General features: G+C 71.7%; 17 protein-coding genes and 1 tRNA gene. 11 read left to right on the forward strand and 7 right to left on the reverse strand.

Annotation, left to right across the window (positions count from 1 at the left end; translation table 11 throughout):
* Positions 1-69: 69 nt before the first annotated feature.
* A tRNA-Thr gene (locus SRB17_RS21145) sits at positions 70-146 on the forward strand.
* A 198-nt stretch (positions 147-344) separates the two neighbouring features.
* Here SRB17_RS21145 and SRB17_RS46455 read toward each other — a convergent pair.
* A complete protein-coding gene (locus SRB17_RS46455; protein ID WP_228396152.1) occupies positions 345-1,559 on the reverse strand; it encodes an MFS transporter in 1,215 nt (404 codons plus the stop codon).
* Between the two features lie 589 nt (positions 1,560-2,148).
* On the opposite strand from SRB17_RS46455, the gene SRB17_RS21165 reads away from it, so the two are divergent.
* The 3 genes from SRB17_RS21165 to SRB17_RS21175 all read left to right on the forward strand — a co-directional run bounded on the left by SRB17_RS21165 (position 2,149) and on the right by SRB17_RS21175 (position 7,369).
* Positions 2,149-2,355, forward strand: coding sequence for a hypothetical protein (locus SRB17_RS21165; RefSeq protein WP_153540884.1), 207 nt, complete (start codon positions 2,149-2,151; stop codon positions 2,353-2,355).
* Between the two features lie 261 nt (positions 2,356-2,616).
* Positions 2,617-3,510, forward strand: a complete 894-nt coding sequence (locus SRB17_RS21170) for a glycosyltransferase family 2 protein (protein ID WP_323376013.1) — start codon at positions 2,617-2,619, stop codon at positions 3,508-3,510.
* Between the two features lie 508 nt (positions 3,511-4,018).
* Entirely contained in the window at positions 4,019-7,369 is a 3,351-nt protein-coding gene (locus tag SRB17_RS21175) for an AfsR/SARP family transcriptional regulator (protein WP_153540886.1), read from the forward strand.
* A gap of 88 nt (positions 7,370-7,457) precedes the next feature.
* Here SRB17_RS21175 and SRB17_RS21180 read toward each other — a convergent pair whose 3' ends face one another.
* From SRB17_RS21180 to SRB17_RS21190, 3 genes are all read right to left on the reverse strand, one after another.
* Entirely contained in the window at positions 7,458-9,158 is a 1,701-nt protein-coding gene (locus SRB17_RS21180) for a bifunctional 3'-5' exonuclease/DNA polymerase (RefSeq protein ID WP_153540888.1), read from the reverse strand.
* A 48-nt stretch (positions 9,159-9,206) separates the two neighbouring features.
* Positions 9,207-9,995 (reverse strand): Clp protease N-terminal domain-containing protein, encoded by a 789-nt coding sequence (locus tag SRB17_RS21185; RefSeq protein WP_153540890.1) that lies wholly within the window; start codon positions 9,993-9,995, stop codon positions 9,207-9,209.
* Positions 9,996-10,064: 69 nt separating this feature from the next.
* Entirely contained in the window at positions 10,065-10,691 is a 627-nt protein-coding gene (locus tag SRB17_RS21190) for a LysE family translocator (RefSeq protein WP_153540892.1), read from the reverse strand.
* A 442-nt stretch (positions 10,692-11,133) separates the two neighbouring features.
* Between SRB17_RS21190 and SRB17_RS21195 the strand changes: the two genes are divergently transcribed.
* Positions 11,134-12,240, forward strand: a complete 1,107-nt coding sequence (locus SRB17_RS21195; protein WP_323376014.1) for a DUF2786 domain-containing protein — start codon at positions 11,134-11,136, stop codon at positions 12,238-12,240.
* 185 nt (positions 12,241-12,425) lie between these two features.
* On the opposite strand, the gene SRB17_RS21200 is transcribed toward SRB17_RS21195, so the two are convergent.
* Entirely contained in the window at positions 12,426-12,938 is a 513-nt protein-coding gene (locus tag SRB17_RS21200; RefSeq protein WP_153540894.1) for a DUF4232 domain-containing protein, read from the reverse strand.
* Positions 12,939-13,069: 131 nt separating this feature from the next.
* Positions 13,070-13,540: a hypothetical protein gene (locus tag SRB17_RS21205; RefSeq protein WP_153540896.1), complete on the reverse strand. Its 471-nt coding sequence runs from the start codon at positions 13,538-13,540 to the stop codon at positions 13,070-13,072.
* A 301-nt stretch (positions 13,541-13,841) separates the two neighbouring features.
* Between SRB17_RS21205 and SRB17_RS21210 the strand changes: the two genes are divergently transcribed.
* From SRB17_RS21210 to SRB17_RS21225, 4 genes are all read left to right on the forward strand, one after another.
* On the forward strand, positions 13,842-14,216 hold the full coding sequence (locus tag SRB17_RS21210) for a VOC family protein (RefSeq protein WP_153540898.1): 375 nt from the start codon (positions 13,842-13,844) through the stop codon (positions 14,214-14,216).
* 7 nt (positions 14,217-14,223) lie between these two features.
* Positions 14,224-14,580, forward strand: coding sequence for an ArsR/SmtB family transcription factor (locus tag SRB17_RS21215; RefSeq protein ID WP_153540900.1), 357 nt, complete (start codon positions 14,224-14,226; stop codon positions 14,578-14,580).
* Positions 14,577-15,041 carry an SRPBCC family protein gene (locus tag SRB17_RS21220; RefSeq protein WP_153540902.1) on the forward strand — a complete coding sequence of 155 codons (465 nt, stop codon included), beginning with the start codon at positions 14,577-14,579 and terminating at the stop codon, positions 15,039-15,041. The genes SRB17_RS21215 and SRB17_RS21220 overlap by 4 nt, the downstream gene beginning before the upstream one ends.
* A 170-nt stretch (positions 15,042-15,211) precedes the next feature.
* Positions 15,212-15,481: a DUF397 domain-containing protein gene (locus SRB17_RS21225; protein ID WP_023547721.1), complete on the forward strand. Its 270-nt coding sequence runs from the start codon at positions 15,212-15,214 to the stop codon at positions 15,479-15,481.
* Positions 15,482-15,595: 114 nt separating this feature from the next.
* Here SRB17_RS21225 and SRB17_RS21230 read toward each other — a convergent pair whose 3' ends face one another.
* Positions 15,596-16,090, reverse strand: coding sequence for an ATP-binding protein (locus SRB17_RS21230; RefSeq protein ID WP_228396153.1), 495 nt, complete (start codon positions 16,088-16,090; stop codon positions 15,596-15,598).
* A 344-nt stretch (positions 16,091-16,434) separates the two neighbouring features.
* On the opposite strand from SRB17_RS21230, the gene SRB17_RS21240 reads away from it, so the two are divergent.
* Together SRB17_RS21240 and SRB17_RS21245 are read left to right on the forward strand one after the other, a co-directional pair.
* Positions 16,435-17,259: a helix-turn-helix domain-containing protein gene (locus tag SRB17_RS21240; RefSeq protein WP_153541311.1), complete on the forward strand. Its 825-nt coding sequence runs from the start codon at positions 16,435-16,437 to the stop codon at positions 17,257-17,259.
* A 92-nt stretch (positions 17,260-17,351) separates the two neighbouring features.
* Positions 17,352-18,812 carry an aldehyde dehydrogenase family protein gene (locus tag SRB17_RS21245; protein WP_153540906.1) on the forward strand — a complete coding sequence of 487 codons (1,461 nt, stop codon included), beginning with the start codon at positions 17,352-17,354 and terminating at the stop codon, positions 18,810-18,812.
* Positions 18,813-18,844 lie beyond the last annotated feature (32 nt).

The raw sequence follows: 18,844 nt of genomic DNA on the forward strand, positions 1-18,844 counted from the left end.
GGTCGGAGCACCCCCGGAAACTGTGTAGACTTACCGACGTTGCCGATCGCACCATAGTGCGGACGGCGCGCCGCCTTAGCTCAGATGGCCAGAGCAACGCACTCGTAATGCGTAGGTCTCGGGTTCGAATCCCGAAGGCGGCTCCATGAGAAACCGCAAGTCAGGCTTCTGACCTGCGGTTTCTTTGTTTTCTGGTCCTGCGGCAATGCGGAGTTCGGGCGGGAAGGCCCCGTACCCGGCAGGGCCGGGTACGGGGCCTTCGTCAGCGCCTCGCATGGAGTGTCCCGGCGGGGGATGGCGAGATCGAACTCCGGTGCGTGGCGCGTTCTTGGGGTGCGTGCTCGTCAGTAGTTCGATGGGCGGACGCCCGCTGCCGCACTCGGTCCAGGGGCGGGTGGAGGGGAAGGCGTGCTTGCGGGCGACGACCGCCACGATGAGCACCGGGGCCATGAGCGCGAGGACGCTCCACGGGAAGGACTTGGGGCCGAGACCGTCCAGGAGGATGCCGCCGACCGCCCCACCGCCGGCCATGAACGAGTTCCACGTGGTGACCAGCAGGGCCTGTCCTCGGTCGCTTCCTGCGTCGGTGACGGCGGTCTGGAGGAGCGTGGTGACACCTCCCCAGCCGAGGCCCCACAGCACCATGGCTGCGAAGTGCGGTCGACCGGGGCGCCCTTGATCCAGATGCTCACCACGGAGGCGATGCCGAGGACGAGCAGTACGACGTCGCGGGACCCGCCCATGTCGTACGCGTCGAGGAAGGTGGCGACGCAGGTGCAGAGGATGTTGTGGGCCAGCACGTAGGCCGCGACCACGAACAGGGCCGCCACGACCCCCGGAAGGGACAGCGCCTTCAGGGCGGGCTCGCGGGCCTCCGGCCGCCGGCCCGGGGCGTCCGGGACCGACATCGTGATCCACCCCAGCAGCGCCACGGAGATCAGCGTCACGAGGTCGAACGTCAGGCGCCAGCCGAAGAGTCCGCCGAGGAAGGTGCCGAGCGGGATGCCCAGGGACAGGGCGAGCGGGACACCGGCCATGGTCAGTGCGATGGCCCTGCCCTGCAGGTGCGGGGCGCCAGACGCCGTGCGTAACCGACGAGTTCGGCCCAGACCGCTGCCGCGGCGACACCGGCGAGGAGCCGGAACGCCATCGTCAGGCGCACGAGAAGTCGCCCTCCCGGGCCGGGGCGCCGTCCCGTTCGATGGTGACCCGTCCGGTCGCGGTCCGGGGCGGCTCGCCGAGGAACAGCCAGGCGTGAGCGAGGTCTCGCACAGCTTGGCGTACGGCGTCCAGGCCCACGGGTTCCTCAGGTGCGGGCCGATGTCGTTGAGGTCATCGCCGAAGGCGTAGCGGGCGTAGTGCGGCACGCCGCCGTCGTCGTTGACGTAGACCAGGGCGACCTCCGGCTCCTCGAAGAGCCGGATGGGATCGGCCGGGGTGATCAGGGCCTCGTCCGGCATCCGGAGCCAGGAGCCGAAGCCCTTGATGTAGGGGTTCGGCGGGGTGAACTCCTGGTCGGGGGACGGGGCGTGGTCGAACTTGGAGCGTTGGGTGCCCATGAAGCCGCTGAGCAGGGCGTTGTTGTGGTCGTGGGCAACAGCGAGGCAAGGAACCGCAGTTCGGGGTCGCCGGTGGTCACCTCGACCGTCTCGGCGTCCTCGGTCACGGCTGCGAGCACCGCTTCCGGGTCGCTGCCCGCGATGACGGCGGCACGCACCCGGCCCTCGGTCACCCGGTACAGGACGCGGGTCTCACCGGGGGCCGGTATGCCGACGCCGGCGTAGGAGTTCGACGAGCCGTGCTGGATCGAGGCCCGGCGGCTTCCCACCCTGATGCCCAACTGGTTCGCCATCGCCATCGCCGTCACCGGACGCCAGGGCGCAGAGGTCGCCTTCCGAGCGCGGCTGAGGGGCCTGCGGCCGCGGCCTGTACTGCAGCCCGGACGGATCTCGCTGCGGCCCCGAGGCTGCGCATCGACGCTGCTCGCGGGGGCCTCATGGAAAAAATATGCCTTTTAGCGAGAGAATGTCCCGGTTAAGGGCATTGACGCCATGCCTGCGGCATATGACGATAGGCGGAATCACGAGCGCCGGACTGTCGCCCTGTGAATCGCGCGGCGCTCCCGTCTCGGCCCGAAGGAGGGCGGCAATGAAGACGTTCCGGAGGTGCATCCCGGGCAAGAAATCGGTGGTGGCGGCAATGATCCTCGGGGTGACCGTCCTCGTCGCTCCGACCGCGACCGCCGCCACCGAGAGTCCGAAGCCGCAGAGTCCCGACTTCCACCTCTGCATCCACAGCGCCGGCCCGGCAGGGCGCTTCTATTACCCGGGCTTCGCCGACGTCCCCTGCATTTGAGCGGAGCATCGATCCGGCGGCGGCTCGGCCGAACTCGGCCGGGCCGCCCTCCTGTTGCTCACTCCTTGCCCACTCCGCGGCTGTTCGCCTGGCGTCGATGGTCTTCGGACCCGAGGAAACGGTTGGACAAAAGGGGAGCAAAGGGACGGCAAAGTGAATCCGGGTCTGGTGAACCCGCGGACCTGAGGCAACATCTTGGTGAACGGCGGGCGCCGCGCGGTCAGGGCGCGGTGCCGCCGTCGGCCGGATGGGGTGAGGGACGTGGTGGAGCCGAGGATCGCCGTAGCCGTGGTGACCATGGGCAACCGGCCCGCCGAGGTCGACGCCCTGCTGGAGTCCGTGGCCAAGCAGGACCTCGCCCCCGCCCGCACAGTGATCGTCGGCAACGGCTGCCGTCTGCCCGAGTTCGCCCGCCGGCTCTCCCTGCCCGGCGAGGTCACCGCGATCGACGTGGAGGAGAACCTCGGCTGCCCGGGCGGCCGGAACGTCGCCCTCGCCCGCCTGCGGGAGTACGGCGACGTCGACGTGGTCGTGGAACTGGACGACGACGGGCTGCTCGTCGACGCGGATGTGCTGCGGCGCGTACGGGACCTGTACGCCGCCGATCCGCGCCTCGGCATCGTCGGCTTCCGCATCGCCGACGAGCACGGTGAGACCCAGCAGCGGCATGTGCCCCGCGTCGGCAAGTCCGATCCGATGCGCGGGGGTTACGTCACCGGGTTCCTCGGCGGCGGGCACGCCCTGCGCATGGCGATGCTGGCCGAGACCGGGGACTGGCCCGCCGAGTTCTTCTTCGCGCACGAGGAGACCGACCTCGCCTGGCGCGCCGCCGATGCCGGCTGGAAGATCCTCTACGCCCCCGAGCTGCTGCTCCAGCACCCCAGGACGTCGCCGGCCCGGCACGCCATCTACTACCGCGTCAACGCCCGCAACCGCGTCTGGCTCGTCCGGCGCAGGCTGCCGCTGCCGCTCGTCCCGGTGCACCTCGGAGTGTGGACGCTGCTCACCCTCGTCCGCACACGCTCCCCGGCGGGGCTGAAGGCGTGGCTCGGCGGGTTCGCGGAGGGCCTGCGCGAACCGGCCGGCGAGCGTCGGCCCATGCGCTGGCGGACGGTGTGGCGACTGGCCCGGCTGGGACGTCCGCCGGTGATCTGAGGCGCGGGGGATTCGTCGGTGGGCTGGGCTCGGCGCCTTCGTCGGCGATCCCGAGGGGGATCCGGGGCGCGGGTGTCTGCGTCGACCGCCCGGCCGGCGCATGCGGGGCGCGGCCAAGGGAACGGGACGGGGCCCCGGGCGTTCACCTCCGCCGACCGGGGCCCCTTGCGTCCCCGGACCCGGCCTACGGCGACACTCCCCCGAGTTACGCGACATACGCGCGCGCCGTCGGGCCAGATCCGATGGAAATGATCACACCAGGATTCGCCAACGGATCGCTAACATGTGGCCAACGGTTCGTCGGCAGACGGCGGACCCGTTGGCCGGAACTCGCCGGACGGCATGCGGAACAGGCCTTCGGGCAGGCCGATCCGGGGCTCGTCCGGCCGGCAGGAGGTGGCGGGAAACTGCCCAGGGCAGGGCGGAATTCCGCCAGAGAGCGGCGGGCACAGGCTCGTCGCGGAGCACGGTCGACCCCGACCGGGCAGGAAGGCTGTGGAGCGGCGTGATGCGGCGGTGCGGGCTGCGGTTCGGGCTGCGGTTCGGGCTGCTGGGACCGCCGGTCCTGTACGACCGACAGCCGTTCGGGATCTCGTACGAGACCTCCGCCGCCCCTTCCGACACGCTTGCCGCCGACTCCCGCACCGGCAGGCCGACCGCCCACGCCCCCACCCCCGACGACAGCCCTGACAACGGCGTCCGTGCCATCGGCAGCCCCAAGGTGCGCACGCTGCTGGCCGCGTTGCTGCTGGAGCCGGGCCGGGTGGTGTCGGTGGAGTCGCTGAAGGACGCCCTGTGGGGCGGGGCGCCGCCCGTCTCCGCGCAGGCGTCCCTGCACAACCACGTCACCCGGCTGCGCCGGCTCCTGGACGATCCCGACCGGCTCAGGGCCGTGGCGCCGGGATACGTACTGCGCGTCGACCACGGCGAGTTGGACGTGCACGTCTTCGATGCCCGGGTCGCCGAGGCGCGTGCCGCGCATGCCCGGCGGGACTGGCCGGGCGTCGTACGGGCCTGCAGCGCCGCGCTCGTGCTCTGGCGCGGCACCCCGCTCAGCGGGCTCCCCGCCGACCTCGGCGGTTATGCCCTGGTGCAGCGTCTGGAGGAGGCCCGGCTGCTCCTGCTGGAGTGGCGCTACGACGCCGAACTCGACCTCGGCGGCGCACGGTTGGCCGCGATCGTCCCGGAACTCGCGGCGCTGGTGGCCGAGTATCCGCTGCGCGAGGCGTTCCACCGTCAGCTCATTCTCACCCTGCACCGCACCGGCCGTCAGGCCGAGGCCCTCGCCGTCCACCGTGATCTGCGGGCCCGGCTGATCGAGGAACTCGGCATCGAACCCGGTCCGGCGGTCCGCGAGGCGCATGTCGAGGTGTTGCGGGGGAGTGACGAGGAACGGCACGGGGCCGAGGGGGAGCGTGGCGGCCGCCGTCGTCGCGCCCAAGGTGACCGCCGTCAACAGGTTCCGGACGCCGGTGACTTGGACAGCGCCGCAGGGGAGGAAGCCGAGACGCCGGCCCCGCACGAGAGCGGTGGTGCCGCACCGGGCGCCCGGCAGACCCCGCGGCCCGCGCAACTCCCGGCGCCGCCGGCCCATTTCACCGGCCGCGCCGAGGTCCGCCACGAGCTGCGGCGCGCGCTCACCGCGCCGCCCGCCCCGGCTCCGGCCATCGCCGTGATCAGCGGCATGGCGGGTGTCGGCAAGAGCGCGCTCGCGCTGGCCGTCGCGCATGAGCTGCGGGAACGTTTCACCGATGGGCAGCTGTACGTCAACCTGCACGGCGCCACCCCCGGCATGACCCCGCTCAGCCCCGTCGCGGCGCTCGCGGCGCTGCTCCGGGACCTGGGTGCCGAGCCCCGCAGCATTCCCGAACACCCGGACGCTGCAGCCGCGTTGCTCCGCTCGCTGCTCGCCCCGGCCCGCGTCCTGCTGGTACTGGACGACGCGGCGAACGCGGCCCAGGTACGGCCCCTGCTGCCGGCCGGGCCCGGCTGCGCGGTGATCGTCACCAGCCGCTCGCCACTGACCGCCCTCGACGGCGCCCGGCGCTTCCCGCTCGCCCCGCTGACCGGCGAGGACAGCGCGGCACTGCTGCGCGCGGTGAGCGGACGCGAGGGGCTGGACGCCGGTCACCCACTGGTCGAGCTGACCGGCCGGCTTCCGCTGGCGCTGCGCGTCGTGGCCGCCCGGCTCGCCGCCCGCCGCGCCCTCACCCCGGATGTGCTGGCGGGCCAACTCGCGGAGACCGGTGGCCGGTTGCGCCATCTCGAGTACGACGACCTGAGCGTCCGGCGCTCCCTGGCCGTCGCCCATGACGCGCTCGCCGCCGCCGGGCGCGAGGCGGACCGGGACGCGGCCCTCGCGCTGCGCCGCATCGGCGCGCTGGACCTGCCGACCTACGGCGCCCCGCTGATCGCCCGCCTCACCGGCACCGACGCACGGCGCGCCGAGGCGGCCCTGGACCGCCTGGTCGACGTCGCCCTCCTGGAGGAGACCGCCTACGGCCGTTACGCCCCGCACGACCTGGTCCGCGACTTCGCCCGCGAACTGGCGGACACGGGACACGACAGGGGGAAGGAAACCTGCACGGACGCGCCGAGCGCCCTTCCGGAGGCCGCGCAGAGCCCGGGCACGTATGACAACGGGCAGGGCCCGGGCGCGTACGGCGCCGGGCAGAGCCCTGGCACATACGGGGAGGACGACCGCCGGACCGACCCCGCCGGCGCGCCTTCCCCCGACCTGATCGCCCTGCGCTGGTACGCCGCCGTGGCCGAACGGCTGCTGGAGGCGATCGTGGAGCCCGGGATCGACCAGGAGGACCGGCGCCGGCCCACCTCCGCGCAGCCGCCGGAGCACCCGGCCGACGTGGCCGCGCTGGCGTCCTTCGAGTCCGCCGAGCAGGCCTTCGGCTGGGGCGAGGTGGAGCTGGAGAACGTCGTTGCCCTGGTGTCACGCAACGCGGGCACGCCCGACCCGCGTCGCGCCGCGCACCTGTCGACGCTCGCGCGGCTGCTCTTCCCCTACGTCCAGCGCGGCGGCCGGGTCGCCGAGATGGAGGTGCTGGGGCGGGCCGCGCTCGGGGCGGCGCGGCGGCTCGGGGACGCGGCGGCCGAGGCGTACGCCCTCGGCGACCTGGCGGGCCTGCACTTCCTGACCGGCCGGCAGAAGGACGCCCTCACCCTCACCGACCAGGCCCTGGAGATCTGGCGGCGGCTCGGTGTCGTCTCCAGGATCCGGCGCTCCCTGAACAACCGGGGACTGCTGCTGGAGGGGCTCGGGCGGTTCACGGAGTCCGGGGAGGCGCTGCGGCAGAGCCTCGCGCACTCGCGGCAGTTGAACGACCCCTACGGCGAGGCGGTCACCCACAGCCACCTCGGCAACCTCTACGAGCACACCGACCCGCGTGCCGCGATCGAGCAGCACCGGCGCTCGCTGGCGATCGGGGACGCGATCGGCGCCGTCATCGTGCAGCACTCGGCGCACTGCAACATCGGCTACGCCCACCTCACCCTCGGCGAACCGGCGGCCGCCGCAGAGCACTTCGAGGAGAGCCTGCGCATCCTCGGCGGACACGGCGACTGGCACGGCGAGTCCCAGACCCGGCTCGGCCTGGTCCGCGCGCTGCGGCAGCTGGGGGAGACCGCACGGGCGGGCCGCGAGTGCGCCGAGCTGCTGCGCCGGGCCGACGCCCGCGCCGACTGCTACATGGGTGGCCTGGCCCGGCACCAGCACGGACTGCTGCTGAGCGCGCAGGGGCGCCGGGCCGAGGCGTACGACGCCTGGGGCGCGGCACTCACGGCGCTGGACGGCACCGACGAGCAGGCGGTGGTGGCGGAGCTGCGGGAGCTTCTCGCGGAGTGACCGAAGGGCTGCGGAGGAGCTCGCACGGAGTGATCGAAGGGCTCGGGAGCAGCCCTGGAAGAGTGGCCGAAGTACGTCCGGGCGGCGCTCACTTGGCGTCGGCATAGCACTCCACCACCGCTGTCGTGAACGGGAACCGCACCGGTGTCTCGCCGAAGGTCAGCCGGCCGGCGAGGTCGGCGGAGGCGCGGATGGCGCGGACGACCGTGTCCGCCTCCTCGGCGGGGCAGTGCACGATCACCTCGTCGTGCTGGAAGAACACCAGCTCGGCCTTGAGGTCCGCGCAGGCCTGGCGGAGCCCGGCGAGCATCAGCAGGGCCCAGTCGGCGGCGCTGCCCTGGACGACGAAGTTCCGCGCGAAGCGGCCCCGCGCCCGGGAGTTGGCGGAGGCGTAACCGGGGACCCACGGGGCCTGGCCGTCGGGCCGTGTCTCGGTGTCGTCCTCGCCGATGGGGATGCCCGCCTCCCCTGCCGCGTCCTCGCCGGAACCGGCGGCCGGCGGGCAGGTCCGGCCCAGCCAGGTGCGCACCAGCCGGCCCTCCTCGCCCGCGCGGGCCGCCTCGTCGACGTAGGCGACGGCCTTCGGGAAGCGGCGGCGCAGCGCGGCCAGGTTCTTCAGGCCGTCGCCCGAGGTCTGGCCGTAGATCGCGCCCAGGACGGCGATCTTGGCCTGGTCGCGGTCGCCGGAGAAGGCGCGGTCGGACACGGACTGGTAGAGGTCGCTCTCGCGGCCGGCGACCTCCATCAGGCCGGGGTCACGGGAGATGGCGGCGAGCACGCGCGGCTCCATCTGGTCGGCGTCGGCCACGACCAGCCGCCAGCCGGGGTCGGCGACCACGGCCCGGCGGATCACCTTGGGGATCTGCAGTGCGCCTCCGCCGTTGGTCACCCAGCGTCCGGTGACCGTGCCGCCGGCGAGGAACTCGGGGCGGAAGCGGCCGTCGCGCACCCAGTCCTGCAGCCAGGACCAGCCGTGCGCCACCCAGATGCGGTACAGCTTCTTGTACTCCAGCAGGGGTTCGACGGCAGGGTGGTCGACGGACCGGATCTCCCAGCGGCGGGTGGACTTCACCTTGATCCCGGCCTGGGCGAAGGCTTTGATCACGTCGGCGGGCAGGTCGGGGCGGACGCGGCGGCCGAAGGCGGCGGAGACCTGGTCGGCCAGCTCGGCAAGGCGGCGCGGCTCGCCGCCGCCCGGGTACCGCTCGCCCAGCAGGTCGCGCAGCAGGCGGCGGTGGACCTCGGCGCTCCACGGCAGGCCCGCGTGGTTCATCTCGGCGGCCACCAGCATGCCGGCCGACTCGGCGGCGGTCAGCAGTCGCATCCGGTCGGGGTGGGCGGTCCGATCGTGCCGCCTCAGCTGCTCGGCGTAGACCGCGAGGAGGTCGGTCAGGGGCAGGCGGCTGCCCGTGGGCTCGAACAGCGGGGACTGGGCGCCCGGTTCGGCCGAGCGCTGGGGCGGATCGGGCGGTACGGGGCCGCCCCGGAGGCGGGCCAGGGCGGCGGTGGCCGAGCGCGGCTCGCCGTACCGGCCCTCGTGGCCCAGCAGGAGTGTCTCGGCGTCCTCGATGTCGTAGCACCGCTCCACTCGCACCCCCGTGGCGAGCAGACGCGGGTAGACCTCGGGAGTGGACCGCCACACCCAGCGCGTCACCTCCGGGCGGCTCCGCACCGCCCCGGCGAGATCGCTCTCCCGCCGCACCGGCCCGGCAGGCAGCCCGTCCGGGCCGAGGGGGGCGACGTCCACGCCAGCGTCCTCGGCCGGTGCGAGCGCCCACCGGTCGGTCATGACTGCGAGTGTGGCAGCCGGGTCTGACAATCGGTCTGACCTGCGGCTTCAGTCGTTCGCGTCGGTCGATTCGGTGGTCGGGTCGGCCGCCTCGGCCTCGGCCGCCGTGGCCGCCTCCTTCGTCTGCTCCAGCAGCAGCGACAGCACCTTGGCGACGTACTCCTCGGTCGCGGGCTTGGTGATGCCGAGGCCGCTGAGGACGCCCCGGCCGTTCTCGTGCTCCAGGAGCGCGAGCAGGATGTGTTCGGTGCCGATGTAGTTGTGGCCGAGCCGGAGGGCCTCGCGGAAGGTGAGTTCCAGGACCTTCTTGGCGTCGGGGCCGTAGGGGACGAGGTCCGGGGCCCCGTCCGCCGCGGGCGGGAGCGCGGCGGTCGCCGCCTGCCGTACGGCGTCCAGCAGGACGCCCTGCGCGGTGATCGCCTTCGCGGCGATGCCTTCGGGCTCGGCGAGCAGGCCGAGGACCAGGTGCTCGGGGCGGCCCTCGGGGGTGCGGGCGGCCACCGCCTCGTTGTGCGCGGCGATGACCACGTTCCGTGCGCGCGTGGTGTAGCGGCTGAAGTCGTCGGCGCCGAGGTCGGTGGACTCCTTCGGCACGAACCGCTTCTGCGCCGCCTGCCGGGTGACGCCCATGCTCCGGCCGATCTCGGTCCAGGACGCGCCCGAGCGTCGTGCCTGGTCGACGAAGTGGCCGATCAGGTGGTCAGCCACGTCACCGAGGTGATCGGCGGCGATCACCGCGTCCTGGAGCTGTACGAGGGGCTCGTTGTGGGCCTTCTTGATGGCCTCGATGAGGTCGTCGAGGCGTACGGATGCCGTGATGTTCGGGTTGGTCGCCATGTGTCAACCGTAGGTTGCCCATGGCGGGGTGTCAACCGATGGTTGACAGTGCTTCGGTGTGGTCACCGGTCACTTGGGTGCGATCGCCAGGCGCACCGCCAGCCCGGCGAAGACCGTCCCGCTGAAGTAGTCCAGGCCCCGGGCCACCCGTCGGCTGCGCCGCAGCAGCGAGGCCAGCTTCCCGGAAAGCAGCCCGACCGAGCCGTCCACCACCACGCCCATCGCCGTGATCGTGAAGCCCAGCACGAGGAACTGCTCCCGTACGTGCCCCAGGGCGGGGTTCACGAACTGCGGCAGGAAGGAGACATTGAAGAGGATCACCTTCGGGTTGAGGAGGTTGGTGACGGCGCCCCGCCAGAACGCGCGCCGGCGCCCGTTCCCGGGTGCCGCCTCGGTCTCGACCGGGCCGCCATCGCCCCGGAACGCCCTGACCGCGAGGAACAGCAGGTAGGCCGCGCCCGCCCAGTGCAGCACCTCGTAGAGCGTCGGCAGGGTCAGGAACAGCGCCGAGAGGCCGAGCGCCGCGGCGATCGTGTGCACGAGCATGGCGCAGGCGACCCCTGTGGCGGCCGCCACCCCCGTCAGGGGGCCGCCCCGGCCGCCCACCGCCACGATGAACATCATGTCGGGTCCAGGAGTGACGCAGAGTGCGAAAGCGGCGATCAGGAACGCCGCATAGAGAGACGTGTCCACCATGCCGCCATGCTTCGCGCGCTCCCACGCGCGCGTGGCGGAATTCCAGGGACTGAGACGATCCGTCGGCCAAGTGGTCCGCAGGTCGGCGGCGTTGAGGTCCCCGACCCTCGGTCAACTTTTCTCCCGGCCGTCGCGTCCCGTTCGGGTGGCAGCTGCGCCGGGCGGCCGACCCGCGCCCGGAGCCCTGCGTACCGGCCATCCACGCCTGACCGCTCCAGCCACCCGACAGTCGCCCGCCGCCCCCTGCTCTCTCGGCAACTACCTTGATCCCGGCCACCACATCCCAGGCCCTCCCGCACACCTGGCGACCTCGACTCCGACCGGCCTCGAACCGTTCCAGCCCCGGTCTCGACCCCACATCCGCCCGCACTCTCCCGTCTTCATCCACAGGCTGTGGACAACGCTCGGCCCGCTGTCGGAGGGGCATGGCACGATCGACGGTGTGACCAGCACTGCGAGCACGGTCGAGAGGGCCTTCAGGGCCGCCCTCTACGACGACACCGACACCGGCCTCGACACGGGTGCCTCCCTGCTTGCCGCCGACCCCGCCTCAGATGCCGAACTCGCGTGGCGGGGCGAGGAGTTCGTGGCGACGGCCTGGCGGCGCGGCTGGCAGCCCGCCGATGTCGTACGGCTGGTGCGGCGCGAGCTGGAGGACGTGCATGTGCGCCGGGCCGCCGCGCTGATCCGCGCCCAGGCCGGGCGGGACCGCCCACGCGGGCGCCGCTGGACCGCGCAGCTGGCGGAGCTGCCCGGTCCCGTCCGCGAGGACGATCGCTTCTCGCGGGCCACGACCACGCTGGAGCTGTACCGCCTGCTGCTGCGCCTGCCCGCCCTTGAGCCCTTGGAGGAGGAACCCCGGCGCGCCCCCGGCCCGGCGGCCTCCCGCATGCTCGCCCGGATTCGTGCGCTGCTCGCCAAGGCCGAGGCGACCGGGTATCCGGAGGAGGCGGAGGCGCTCAGCGCCAAGGCGCAGGAGCTGATGGCGCGGCACAGCGTCGACGAGGCGCTGCTCGCCGCCGGGGCGCCCGCGCCGGACGCGCCCGGTGCGTGCCGGATCGGGGTCGAGCCGCCGTACGAACAGGCCAAGGCGGTTCTGCTCGACGCCGTGGCCGGTGCGAACAACTGCCGCGCTGTGTGGAACGAACCGCTCGGCTTCTCCACGGTCGTCGGCTTCGAGGCGGACCTGGAGGCGGTCGAACTGCTCTACACCTCGCTGCTGGTACAGGCCACGCACGCGATGACCAAGGCGGAGGCCGCGCAGAGAGCCGGCGGGCGGAAGCGGACCAAGACGTTCCGGCAGTCGTTCCTGGCCGCCTACGCCCACCGGGTCGGCGACCGGCTCGCGGCCGCCGCCGAGACCCAGGTCAGCCAGGACCTGCTGCCGGTCCTCGCCACCAGGGAGATAGCCGTCACCGACCGGCTGGAGCGCATGTTCCCCGAGACCGGCACCACTCGGCTCCGCGGGGTGAGCGACGCGGCCGGCTGGACGGAGGGCGCCCGGGCAGCGGACCGAGCCCAGGTCAGAGCCCGCCCAGGGCTGGAATGAGCCCGCCACAAGCCCACGCCGGCCGCCGCAGGCTGGACTCAGCTCGCCAGAGGCGGCCGGTGTGCCGCCGACCGGGCGCCGGCCCGTCCCGGCTGGACGGAGCCCGTCAGAAGCCGGCGTCGGCCCGCCCCAGGCCGGGAGGAGCCCCCAAGCCGGCGTCAGCCGCCCCCCGACTGTCCCGACACTCAGTCGCCGACCTGCTGGAAAGCGGTCACGGAGGCGTTCGGGCCGGTGCTCGCGGTCTGGGTGGCGACGGGGCCGTACGACCAGGGGAAGCTGCGGGAGGCGGTGGTGCCGGGAAGGGTGATCTTCACGGTCTTGGGGGTCAGCGCGGCCTTGTCGCCCGCGTTGCCGCGCACGTAGCTGATGGTGAACGACGCCGAGTCGCCCTTGGCGAGCTTCAGCTTCTGGGCCTTGGCACCCTTGAGGGCCGGCACCTTGGCCTCGGCGCTGCCGGCGCTCAGGACGACGCCCGCGAAGTGGTCCAGGGTGCAGGCCTTGCTCTGGTTGGTGATGCTGACCGGAATCTCACCCGTGTCACCGGCCTTCGGCGCCACGCTCGCGGACCCGATCTGCACGGAGACCCCGCCGATCTCGCAGGCCGAGCCGGTCTTGCTGCTGCTCTTGCCTCCGCCGCCGCAGGCGGTGAGCAGCAGGGCCGCGGCGAGGGCTGTGACGGTGAGCGGAATGGCGCGCATGAGGCAGGTCCCATCGAGGTCGTGACGGTGCCCCTGCATCATGGCGCCTGTGCTCGGGCCGGGTCCGCCCACCCCAGCGGAATCACTGCTTCAGGTGGTGCTCCGGGCATTCCTCACCGGATGCACCCCTGTCACTGCTTCGACTTGGTCGGCAGCGCCGAAGGCAGCTTGCCGCCCTCCGCCTTGGTGTACGTCTCCTTGCCGGTCTTGCCCGACCAGCTCACCGTCATGCCCTTGGCGTCCACCGCGTCGACCATGCCGGTGGCCCGGTCCTTGTTGCCGTCGGGGCAGGTCAGATGGATCATCTGCATCCCGGACTCCTCGCCGGCGGCGCCCTGGCACCAGGCCTTCCGGCCGGTCACGAAGAGCCCGGCCTTCTTCCCGGTGATCACCAGGGCCACGATCCTGCCGCCGCTCGTGGTGATCCAGCTGCCCTGGAGCTTGCCGGAGGGCCCGGTCGCCGTTCCCGAGGGGGAGGCCGATGCGGTGGACGCGCTCGGCGTCGCGGGCGCGGCGGTCTTGCCGCCGCCACCGCCTCCGCTGCACGCGGTCAGCGTGGCGAGCGCGCCGACCAGGCCCGCGGCCACGATCGCGGTCCGCATCCTCGCACGGGCAGCACGCGCACCACCCGCCGCACACGCAGTATGCGCAGCACCAGCACCCGCAGCAGTCGAGGCAGTCGAAGCAGTCACAGCACTCGCACCAGTCACAGACGTCACCGGAAAGCTCCCAAGCTGTAGCGGCCGGCCGCCCTCGGCCGGACGGCCCGCAGCAAGCTACCAGCAGGCGCCGGGAAGGCCGTGGGACGCCGGGCAGGAATCCGTTGTGAACCTGTTCAAGGCGCATAGGTAGGCGATTCCCTACGCTTGACTCGTAGGGAATCGCCTACCTATCGTCGTACCCATGAACATCACTCACGCCTCCTTCGTCACCCTCCCCGTCACCGACCAGGACCGCGCCCTGCGCTTCTACCAGGACGTTCTCGGCTTCGAGGTCACCGCCGATCTGCAGATGCCGCCCGGGCGCTGGCTGCAGGTCGCGCCGAAGGGTGCGCAGACCGTCTTCACGCTCTCCGGGCCGGGCATGGGCGATTTCGTGCCCGGTTCGGCGCGGGGGATCATGTTGGTGACGACCGATGTCGACGCCGACTGCGCACGGCTCGCCCGGGCGGGCACCGAGGTGCAGGGCCCGGACGAGTACCCGTGGGGCCGCATGGCCTCCTTCACGGACCCCGACGGCAACGGTCTGATGCTGCTGACGGAGAAGGAAGGCTTCTGACCGCGCCATGAGCACCGGGACCGGGACGGGTACCGCCGCCGAGGACCGCGTCTTCGCCGCGCTCGCCAACGCCACCCGCCGCGAAGTGCTGCGGCTGCTGCGCGAGCGCGGACCGCAGCCCGTCCAGGCCCTGGCCGACCACTTCGACATGCGCCGCCCGAGCCTCTCGGAACACCTCAAGGTGCTCCGGGAGGCCGGCCTCGTCTCCGAGCAGCGCTCCGGGCGGCAGCGCATCTACCGCCTCGAGGCCGCCCCCCTCGCCGAGGTGCAGGACTGGCTCCACCCGTACGAGCGGTTCTGGCGCGACCGGCTGAAGGGCCTCGGCGACCTGCTCGACCGCCTGCCCGACGATGACCAGTCATGAGCGCGCGCCCCGATGACGACCTGACCACGATCCGCGTCGACCAGTTCTTCCCGCATCCGCCCGCCAAGGTCTGGCGTGCTCTGACCGACCCGGGACTGCTCGCCCAGTGGCAGATGCCCGGTGCCGAGGACTTCCGGCTGGAGGTCGGCCACCGGTACCGGATGACCTCCGTCCCGCGTCCCAACGCCCGCTTCTCCGGGGTCGTGGAGGTACGGGTACTGGCCTACGACATCGAGCGGATGCTGTCCGTCCGCTGGGCCGACGCCGATCCGGCCAACCCCGCGGACTGGACCGTCACCTGGACCCTGGAACAAGAAGGGCGCGGTACGCGTCTTTTCCTGGTGCATGAAGGTTTCGATCCGGACGATCCGGCTCAGCTGATGGCGCGGAAGATCATGGGTGGGGGTTGGCGGGGGCATGTCCTGCCTGCTCTGGGGCAGACGCTGGAACAGCTTGGCTGACGCAGGCGTCTCCAAGGTCGGTAAAGCGAGCGTCAAACCTGTAACCGCGGGAACACCCCCTGTGCACGTGCATTTGCTCCTGCATCTGCACGTGAACGGGGTTATGATCCGGGTCAGTTGACCACGGCATCTATGGCCACACCAGCCAGTGCACCAACGGGGAGCGACCTGTGGACCGCGACGTTGACGGCGTGTACGGGGGGTACGACGTGTACAACGGCATGGCTGCCGCGCAGCTGGTCGGAGTGGCCTGGCAGAAGAGCAGGCACAGCAACTCGCAGGGTTCCTGCGTGGAGTTCGCGAGATTGCCGGGCGGCGAGGTTGCCGTACGCAACTCGCGTTTCCCGGACGGTCCCGCGCTCGTCTACACGCGCGCGGAGATCGAGGCCATGCTCCTCGGCATCAAGGACGGCGAGTTCGACCACCTGATAGTGAGCTGACGCCGGGCGATCCGGCGGCGGCGCGCCCTCGGTGTTCGTGGCAACGATGTCGGACGGCCGGAAGAGCGGGGGCGACGCGCGTAGAAATCGCGCGTCGGTCGGTGCCGTACCGCGTCAGCCGGCCGACTGCAGCCGGAACAGTGCCCAGACCACCTTGCCGTGGAGCGTGCCCGCGAGCGGGTGCCAGCCCCAGCTGTCGGCGAAGGAGTCGACCAGGAACAGCCCGCGTCCGGACTCGGCGGAGAAGTCGTCCGAGTCGCGCGGCGCCGGCGTCTCGTGGCTGGGGTCGCGCACGGCGCACACCAGCCGCTCGGTCCAGCGCATCAGGTGCAGCCGTACGGACGGGGCGTGTTCGGCGCATGCCGCTTCGGACGGCAGGCCGTGGCGCAGGGCGTTGGTGACGAGTTCGGAGACGACGAGGCATATGTCGTCGAAACGGTCGCCGATGTCCCACTGGTCGAGGGTGCCGCGGGTGAAGCGCCGGGCCTCGCGCACCGCTTCGTAGCGGGCGGGCAGGGCGCAGGAGGCGGCATCGGACACGGCTGCGGGATCCAGCGGCGGAAGGCCCTGCCGTAACGGCTTGAGCATGGTCGATCCATTCGTCCCCATGCGAGGCACTCCCGGGAATTCGCGGTCGTTGCGATGCAGCGGTGGCGCGGGACCATGGTTTCGGATGCGTAGAGCAGATGCAAGGGCAGATGCACGTGCACGCGACCGAAATGGCACTGCCCGTACCGCTTCTTGGCCATTTTTTCCGCCGTCTTCTCGGCAGTTGTCGCCACAGGTCCTGACCTCTTCCCGCCACAGGCAGGCAGAAACGGCCCGCGTCTTTCCGTTTCCGTAACCGGACGAGTACTGCTCGAAGTGTTTTAGTGGCAGACTGCGGGCCCTGAAGACGGTTGGGGAGGCTGGCGAACGTGAGCGCGGGAGAGCCCGGATCGGTGGTGCGGCGGATGCTGCTCGGCTCGCAACTCAGGCGGCTGCGGGAAGCGCGGGGCATCACGCGCGAGGCGGCGGGGTACTCCATCCGTGCCTCCGAGTCGAAGATCAGCCGTATGGAGCTGGGCCGGGTGAGCTTCAAGACCAGGGACGTGGAAGACCTGCTGACGCTGTACGGCATCACGGACGAGACGGAGCGTGAGTCGCTGCTCTCCCTCGCCCGGGAGGCCAACGTGGCCGGCTGGTGGCACAGTTACACCGACGTCCTGCCCAGCTGGTTCCCGACCTATGTCGGCCTGGAGGGCGCCGCGTCCCTCATTCGCGTCTACGAGGTGCAGTTCGTCCACGGCCTGCTCCAGACCGAGGGCTACGCCCGCGCGGTGGTCCGGCGCGGCATGAAGGGCGCGAGCCCCGCCGACGTCGAACGCCGGGTCGCCCTGCGCCTGGAGCGGCAGAAGCACCTGCTCTCGGGCCACGCCCCCGAGTTCCACATCGTCCTCGACGAGGCCGCCCTGCGCCGCCCCTATGGCGACCGTGCCGTGATGCGGGGCCAGCTCCAGCACCTGATCGACATCTCCGAGCGGCCCAACGTACGGCTGCAGGTCATGCCGTTCGGCTTCGGCGGGCACTCCGGCGAGAGCGGCGCCTTCACCGTCCTCAGCTTCCCCGACGCCGATCTGTCCGACGTCGTCTACGTGGAGCAGCTGACCAGCGCCCTCTACCTGGACAAGCGCGAGGACGTCGCCCAGTACGAGCAGGCCCTGAAGGAGCTCCAGCAGGACAGCCCCGGCCCCGACGAGAGCCGGGACCTGCTCCGCGGGCTCCTCCAGCTGTCCTGAGGACGCTCCTTCAACTCGCTTGAAACACAAGTACGATGACGTGCGATCAGACCGCGACCAGGATCTGCCTCCGCTAGTGATTGAGGGATCACATGTCGTCCTACTTCAGCGACCTGGCCCAGCAGTACATCGACGGAGAATGGCGCCCGGGCACCGGCTCCTGGGACGTCATCGACTTCAACCCCTACGACGACGAGAAGCTGGCCTCGATCACGGTGGCCACGGTCGACGAGGTCGACCAGGCCTACCGGGCCGCCGCGCGCGCCCAGAAGAAGTGGGCCGAGACCAACCCCTATGCCCGCCGCGCGGTCTTCGAGCGGGTGCTTCGGCTCATAGAGGACCGTGAGCAGGAGATAGCCGACCTGATCATCGCGGAACTGGGCGGCACGCGCGTGAAGGCCGGTTTCGAGCTGCACCTCGCCAAGGAGTTCCTGCGCGAGTCGATCCACCTGGCCCTGCGTCCCGAGGGCAGGATCCTGCCCTCCCCGGTCGAGGGCAAGGAGAACCGCGTCTACCGGGTGCCCGTCGGTGTCGTGGGCGTGATCAGCCCCTTCAACTTCCCCTTCCTGCTGTCGATCAAGTCGGTCGCCCCGGCCCTCGCGCTCGGCAACGCCGTCGTCCTCAAGCCGCACCAGAACACCCCGATCGCCGGCGGCACCCTGATCGCGAAGCTCTTCGAGGAGGCCGGGCTGCCCGGCGGCCTGCTCAACGTCGTCGTCACCGACATCGCCGAGATCGGCGACGCGTTCCTCGAGCACCCGGTGCCGAAGGTCATCTCCTTCACCGGGTCCGACAAGGTCGGCCGGCACGTGGCCACCGTCTGCGCCGCGCACTTCAAGCGCTCGGTGCTCGAACTGGGCGGCAACAGCGCCCTGGTGGTCCTGGACGACGCCGACGTCGACTACGCGGTGGACGCGGCGGTCTTCAGCCGGTTCGTCCACCAGGGCCAGGTCTGCATGGCCGCCAACCGGGTCCTCGTGGACGCCTCCGTCGCCAGGGAGTTCACCGAGAAGTTCGTCGCCAAGGTGACGTCGCTGAAGGTCGGGGACCCGCGCGACCCGCAGACCGTGATCGGCCCGGTGATCAACTCCCAGCAGGCGAACGCGATCTCCGGCGTCGTCGAGCAGGCGCTCGCCGAGGGCGCCACCGCCCTGGTGCGGGGCGGCACGTCCGGCAACCTGGTCGAGCCCAGCGTGCTCACCGACGTCCCCGCCGACTCCGCGCTGCTCCAGCAGGAGGTGTTCGGCCCGGTCGTCTTCCTCGTCCCGTTCGACGGCGAGGAGGAGGCCCTCCGGATCGTCAACGACACCCCGTACGGCCTCAGCGGCGCCGTCCACACGGGTGACATCGAGCGGGGTGTCGCCTTCGCCAAGCAGATCGACACGGGCATGTTCCATGTGAACGACGGCACGGTCCACGACGAGCCGATCGTGCCGTTCGGCGGCGAGAAGCACTCCGGCATCGGCCGCCTGAACGGCGAGACGACGCTGGAGGCCTTCACGACCGTCAAGTGGATCTCGGTCCAGCACGGCCGCAGCGGCTTCCCGTTCTAGCCGGCCTTTTTGAGCGAGCGGGCCGTTGCGGA

Source organism: Streptomyces sp. RB17, from assembly GCF_009604455.1.
Classification (GTDB): domain Bacteria; phylum Actinomycetota; class Actinomycetes; order Streptomycetales; family Streptomycetaceae; genus Streptomyces.

Bases quoted from the DNA above. Each gene is read 5' to 3' on its own strand.
- SRB17_RS21190 (WP_153540892.1), bottom strand. From the start codon at position 10,691: ATGGTGGACACGTCTCTCTATGCGGCGTTCCTGATCGCCGCTTTCGCA.
- SRB17_RS21245 (WP_153540906.1), top strand. From the start codon at position 17,352: ATGTCGTCCTACTTCAGCGACCTGGCCCAGCAGTACATCGACGGAGAA.
- SRB17_RS21220 (WP_153540902.1), top strand. From the start codon at position 14,577: ATGAGCGCGCGCCCCGATGACGACCTGACCACGATCCGCGTCGACCAG.
- SRB17_RS21240 (WP_153541311.1), top strand. From the start codon at position 16,435: ATGCTGCTCGGCTCGCAACTCAGGCGGCTGCGGGAAGCGCGGGGCATC.
- SRB17_RS21175 (WP_153540886.1), top strand. From the start codon at position 4,019: ATGCGGCGGTGCGGGCTGCGGTTCGGGCTGCGGTTCGGGCTGCTGGGA.
- SRB17_RS21230 (WP_228396153.1), bottom strand. From the start codon at position 16,090: ATGGGGACGAATGGATCGACCATGCTCAAGCCGTTACGGCAGGGCCTT.
- SRB17_RS21210 (WP_153540898.1), top strand. From the start codon at position 13,842: ATGAACATCACTCACGCCTCCTTCGTCACCCTCCCCGTCACCGACCAG.
- SRB17_RS46455 (WP_228396152.1), bottom strand. From the start codon at position 1,559: ATGGGCACCCAACGCTCCAAGTTCGACCACGCCCCGTCCCCCGACCAG.
- SRB17_RS21180 (WP_153540888.1), bottom strand. From the start codon at position 9,158: ATGACCGACCGGTGGGCGCTCGCACCGGCCGAGGACGCTGGCGTGGAC.
- SRB17_RS21215 (WP_153540900.1), top strand. From the start codon at position 14,224: ATGAGCACCGGGACCGGGACGGGTACCGCCGCCGAGGACCGCGTCTTC.
- SRB17_RS21165 (WP_153540884.1), top strand. From the start codon at position 2,149: ATGAAGACGTTCCGGAGGTGCATCCCGGGCAAGAAATCGGTGGTGGCG.
- SRB17_RS21200 (WP_153540894.1), bottom strand. From the start codon at position 12,938: ATGCGCGCCATTCCGCTCACCGTCACAGCCCTCGCCGCGGCCCTGCTG.
- SRB17_RS21205 (WP_153540896.1), bottom strand. From the start codon at position 13,540: ATGCGGACCGCGATCGTGGCCGCGGGCCTGGTCGGCGCGCTCGCCACG.
- SRB17_RS21185 (WP_153540890.1), bottom strand. From the start codon at position 9,995: ATGGCGACCAACCCGAACATCACGGCATCCGTACGCCTCGACGACCTC.